This is a genomic window from Actinomadura sp. KC345, assembly GCF_004348515.1.
Lineage (GTDB): Bacteria > Actinomycetota > Actinomycetes > Streptosporangiales > Streptosporangiaceae > Spirillospora.
The window spans coordinates 1-4,447 of the sequence record NZ_SMKH01000453.1 but is presented as its reverse complement, the minus strand read 5'-3'; the positions used below and the strand labels follow the sequence as shown (position 1 = coordinate 4,447).

The following is a 4,447-nucleotide window of genomic DNA, read 5'->3' as shown; positions in this document are numbered from 1 at the left end:
GTGTCCCCGGGCCGGGTGGGCCGGTACCGCTCGGTGTCCCCGGGTCGGGTGGGCTGAATGGCCTCCTTCTTCGGAAGCTGGGCCACAGGACACGGACCCCGCTGCTGCCCGAGGGGCCGCTGCCCGAGCCGTCTCCTGCGCCGCCGCCCAGGCCGAACAAGGATGTTACGCGTCCGAGCGCGTTCGTAGCCGTACCGCCGAACGTGAAATGGCCGACCTGACGTATGCCGAAGAGGGGGTTATCTGCCGCGACTACCGGCATTACGGCCCGCATGACCGCAGGGAAGACAAAGACAGCGCCACCGACGAGAGCCAACCCAAAGAGAATATCTGCGTCATAATCGGACGCCATCAGCCGAAAAGCTGCAGCGTAGATCGTCGCAGCAACCCACTTGAACAATATGGCGGAGATCAGCAGGCCAATACATTTTTTAAAGGCAGATTCTCCATACTTGCTGGACCTCGACGCGGCTACCACCGGAAGTACACCGACCAGCACGATCAGAATGGCGCTTCGAAAGAGCATCAATATAAACTGTATCACCGAGGCGATTGCCGCAAAGAGAGCAAAAAAGAGGAGCAGGAACATCGTGTCAGCGGACTTAAGTCCAGCTATCCCAGAATTCCAATTTTTGATCCATTCGTCGTTTGCCGGTCGCGCATCTGCAAGAATCCAATCTGAGTACCTGTCGCCGGTGATGTTCGCCAGATTCACCACTGTGGCCAGGATGAATATGACCATGGCCAGTTGGAAGAGCTGCGAAATCGATTCCCGGAAAGGCTCGCCTTTGCGCTGGATGGCAACGCGGAATGCGGCAATAAGAAGCCCGGCGAACGCCAGCATGAGCGTCAGCCAATTCGTGTGCTCACGCAGAAAGAAGAGGGTGCCTCCCTCTTCTCCGGTCATTGACACACTATAGGTATCATCCGTGGCCCACCAAGTCATCAGGGTCTGGAGGCTGCCCAGCGCCGCATCGATCGCCCACTCGATGACCCAATCGACTATGCCGTCGAGGATTGAGTCGACATCATCGGCTCTAGCGCTCATGTCGAAGACACTCTCCATGATATGGAACGGGCATTGTAGAGCACTCACGTACCTCCGGCCATGGCAGTTTTCAAGGTCAGGCTGAGGCATTCCCTTTTCTTGGCCGTCCGGTCGTCCAGTGGTTCAATCAGCCGAGTGGTTTGATCAGAAGATGAATCACGGCGGCGGCCAGCGCAGGTACGAGGCACGCGATCAACACCCAGCCCAGACCGGCGCCGTGCGCGCCGACCTCGCCCCTCTTGTGTTTGAGTGCCATCTTGGCACCGGTGATCACAACCCCTGCCACACAGGCCGCATAAACACCCCATACCAGCCAACTAAGAATTCTTCCTATGGGTTCGGCGACTTTAGCGGCTCCCTTCGCGTGTCCCTTCGGCAGTTTGACGTCTGGGTTGTCATTGATGGACGGACGACGCCCCCGAGCAGGTGCAGCCTTACCACTTCCCTTGAGAAGAGGCGGACCACGGATTGCTTCTTTCCATTTTTTATATTCTTTGTCCTTGCCTTTGAATCCAGCCCAGTCCCTCCCATTTTTGCAGTTATCTACTGCAGCTGGGCTTGGCAAGCCGGTACACGGATCCGGTTTACCCCTGTCCATTTCAGGCCACTTGTGACTATCACTGCTCTCGCAGAATGAGTCAGCCCCCTCATCATCTACGGCCAAGCATACTTTGAGGATGTACTTTTCGCTGAAATCGTAATTCGGGATAGTTCCTACGTCGACGCTAGGATTTCCGGCCGCGCGCAGGCGGAGGACCACGACGCCATCTTTAATGACTCCGCCCCGCACGAGGTGGCTGTCCGGCTCGGTGTCACTCAATCTCACCTGGCCCCGACCGCGAGCAAATTTGAACTTGCCGCCAGCGTCATCGTCGGTGGTCCGCATGTCCTCCACAGAATCCCAATCCACGGGAGGAAGGGAGGGATCAAATATAAGACCAATGGTGGGCGCTCGGCCGGGGGCCTGAACGGCCGGGACGGTACCGACTGGTAGGTGTGTCGGGGTACTGAGGGGCCGACCGGCCGGCTGCGATGTTTCCACCGGATCGTGTCCGCCTGAGACAGAACGAATTGCCTTCGGTACCTGACCGCCAGGAAAGCTGACCACGCCCAAAACGACGCCGAGCACCAGTATTGCAGCTGACAGGACGATGACGCGCTGACCCTGCCGCGTCGGGCCCTGACGGTGCTCTCCTTTTGCCGCAGAGGCGCGCTGGTGCCTCGTCATCATGCGTATCAGGCCAGGCCCTTGACGAGGGCGTTCGCACTGACTATGAGGACAATGGCGAATCCCACAATGCCCAGGCTTCCCATGTGGGCGCCCCCCTCCCCCCTCTTGTGATTGATCCCCATTCTGGCTCCGATGATTACGAAACCTGCCACACAACAGGTGAGGGCGCCCCACACCCCCCACTTGAGTAGCGTTTCGACCTTCGAGGAGACCTCTCCCGGCGGTTGTTCACCTCCACCTGGGTTGGGGACGGGAGCCAGATATGCCACATGATGAAGCAGGTCGACCGTCCATGAGATCGTCACATCAAGCATGCGTGTCCTCCGAGATGATGCGATCGAGGTCTTGTGCCAAGCGTGTGTAGGCGGACGGCAACTTCGCCTGATCCGGCGGGTCGCCGAGGCGCAGGGCCTCTACCCACGGGAGCTCCCAGGTTCGGGGCACGCCTCCGGAAATCAGGCGCAGCAGATCTCTCAGGGGCTTCGGGAGTTTCCCGGGGGCGTCGGCGACCACCACCAGCCCCAGCAGCCGCACGTTCGGGAGGACGCCCGCGGCCCACTGCCGGGCGGCGGCCTGAGCCGCCACGAGCCCCGCGGCGTGACTGCGCGCGACGAGGAGCACCCGGCTCTGTGCCGGGGGGTCGGGGGTCGGCCAGTACCGTCCGGCGCCCCGGCAGTTGGGAATGACCATGGTCAGCGTAGAGGCGCCGGCTCCCCCATGACATGAAGAGAACCAGAGGTCAGGGCCAGTGCCGCCGTAACTGACAAGCCCCAGCGGGCTGGCGGGCGGTGGCGCCAGGCGGGCCGGTGTGACCGCCCGCGCCTGGAAAGGCCCGTCCGCGGTGCCCCTCTTCTCCGGGGCGTCCGGCGCCGCGGTCGGTGTGTCCGGCGCCTCCCTCGGCGCGGATGCCCGTCGTGAACGTGCAGTGTCCGCCACTTGCATGATCTACATTTCCTCTCCGAAGGATTCGTTCGCCGGTCGGGACTGGGCCAACGAGACGAGCACCTCCCGAGACGCAGCTGTCGCACTTTCGTGCAGGAGAGTCCGTCCGCGAATTCGAACATCAAGTGCCCAGGGGAAAGTTGTCGCGAAAGAACGACCGTCGTCCACGGCCGGCCGCGCCCGTCCCGTGCCCACCGCCAGGGGCGGGACGGAGAGAGCGGACGCCGGACCGGGAGGTGCCCCTCAGCGGGGAAGGCGATCGGGCGTCCAGGCGAGACGGTCGCCGGGCCTCGGCTCGCGGTCGGTCGCAGGCGGCCGCGCGCCGAAGTATCGGGAAGCCGCCAGGGCCGCCGTGGACGGACCGAGCGCGGAGATGACACGCCGGCCGGACGCCGTGATCCGCGCGCCGCGCCTCCTGGGCGACGGCCCGCCGGCGCGGGTGGCGCGCATGCCGACCGCCTCACCCGGCGGCCGGTCTCGTGAGGTGGTGGACGCACCGCTGAACCGCTCGGCCAGTTCCCCGGTCGTGGGACGCCGCTCGGGATCGAACGCGAGGCACCACGCGATGGTCTCGACGAGGTCCGGGTCGCGGTCCCGGACGTCGCGCAGCGCGTCCAGCCGAGGCTGCTCGAACTGCGTGCGGTAGAGCAGCACCTGCGTGGAACCGCTGCTGAACGGGCCTTCGCCCGTCGCCGCGCAGAACAGCAGCGCGCCGAACGCGAACACGTCGCCCGCGCGGTTCGAGACCCGGTCGCGGATCCGCTCGGGCGGGATGTAACCGGGGGTGCCGAGCAGCGATCCGGGCATCGTGTCCGGCGCGGCCCCGATGGGACGGGCGATGCCGAAGTCCACGATCCGCGGCCCGTCGGGCGTGAGCATCAGGTTCGACGGCGTCAGATCCCTGTGCAGCGTCCCCGCCTGATGGACGGCCCTCAGCGCCCTGGCCAGGGCCGCCCCGAGAGCGCGCACCGCCGGCGCCGGAGCCGGGCCGTGCGTCTCCACCGCCTCCCGCAGGTTCAGACCGGGCAGGTAGACGGTGGCCAGCCAGGGCTCGTCCGCGTCCATGTCGTGATCCACGACCGGCGCGACGTACGCGGAGTCGATGCCGCGGACGGCGGAGACCTCACGGGCGAGGCGTTCGCGGTGGTCCCTTCGCTGGGCCAGGCGCGCGTGGACGACCTTCACCGCGACGAGGTCCCCCCATGGTCCCCGTCCCAGGAACACAC

At 64.5% G+C, this 4,447-nt stretch carries 4 protein-coding genes and 1 pseudogene; all 5 read right to left on the bottom strand.

All coding sequences use genetic code 11. The features are described from left to right. Positions 1 to 1,066: pseudogene (locus E1281_RS37895) on the bottom strand (hypothetical protein); the annotation flags it as partial. Positions 1,067 to 1,175: 109 nt separating this feature from the next. Further along, positions 1,176 to 1,934 (bottom strand): hypothetical protein, encoded by a 759-nt coding sequence (locus E1281_RS37890; protein ID WP_131884524.1) that lies wholly within the window; start codon positions 1,932 to 1,934, stop codon positions 1,176 to 1,178. Positions 1,935 to 2,284: 350 nt separating this feature from the next. Then, entirely contained in the window at positions 2,285 to 2,593 is a 309-nt protein-coding gene (locus E1281_RS37885; protein ID WP_131884523.1) for a hypothetical protein, read from the bottom strand. Next, positions 2,586 to 3,221: a DUF6668 family protein gene (locus E1281_RS42910; RefSeq protein WP_347813340.1), complete on the bottom strand. Its 636-nt coding sequence runs from the start codon at positions 3,219 to 3,221 to the stop codon at positions 2,586 to 2,588. The genes E1281_RS37885 and E1281_RS42910 overlap by 8 nt, the downstream gene beginning before the upstream one ends. 243 nt (positions 3,222 to 3,464) lie before the next feature. Next, positions 3,465 to 4,447, bottom strand: a 983-nt coding sequence (locus tag E1281_RS37875; protein ID WP_165959286.1) for a serine/threonine-protein kinase, incomplete at its 5' end; no start/stop codon positions are given.

Bases quoted from the DNA above. Each gene is read 5' to 3' on its own strand.
- E1281_RS37890 (WP_131884524.1), bottom strand. From the start codon at position 1,934: ATGCGGACCACCGACGATGACGCTGGCGGCAAGTTCAAATTTGCTCGC.
- E1281_RS37885 (WP_131884523.1), bottom strand. From the start codon at position 2,593: ATGCTTGATGTGACGATCTCATGGACGGTCGACCTGCTTCATCATGTG.
- E1281_RS42910 (WP_347813340.1), bottom strand. From the start codon at position 3,221: ATGCAAGTGGCGGACACTGCACGTTCACGACGGGCATCCGCGCCGAGG.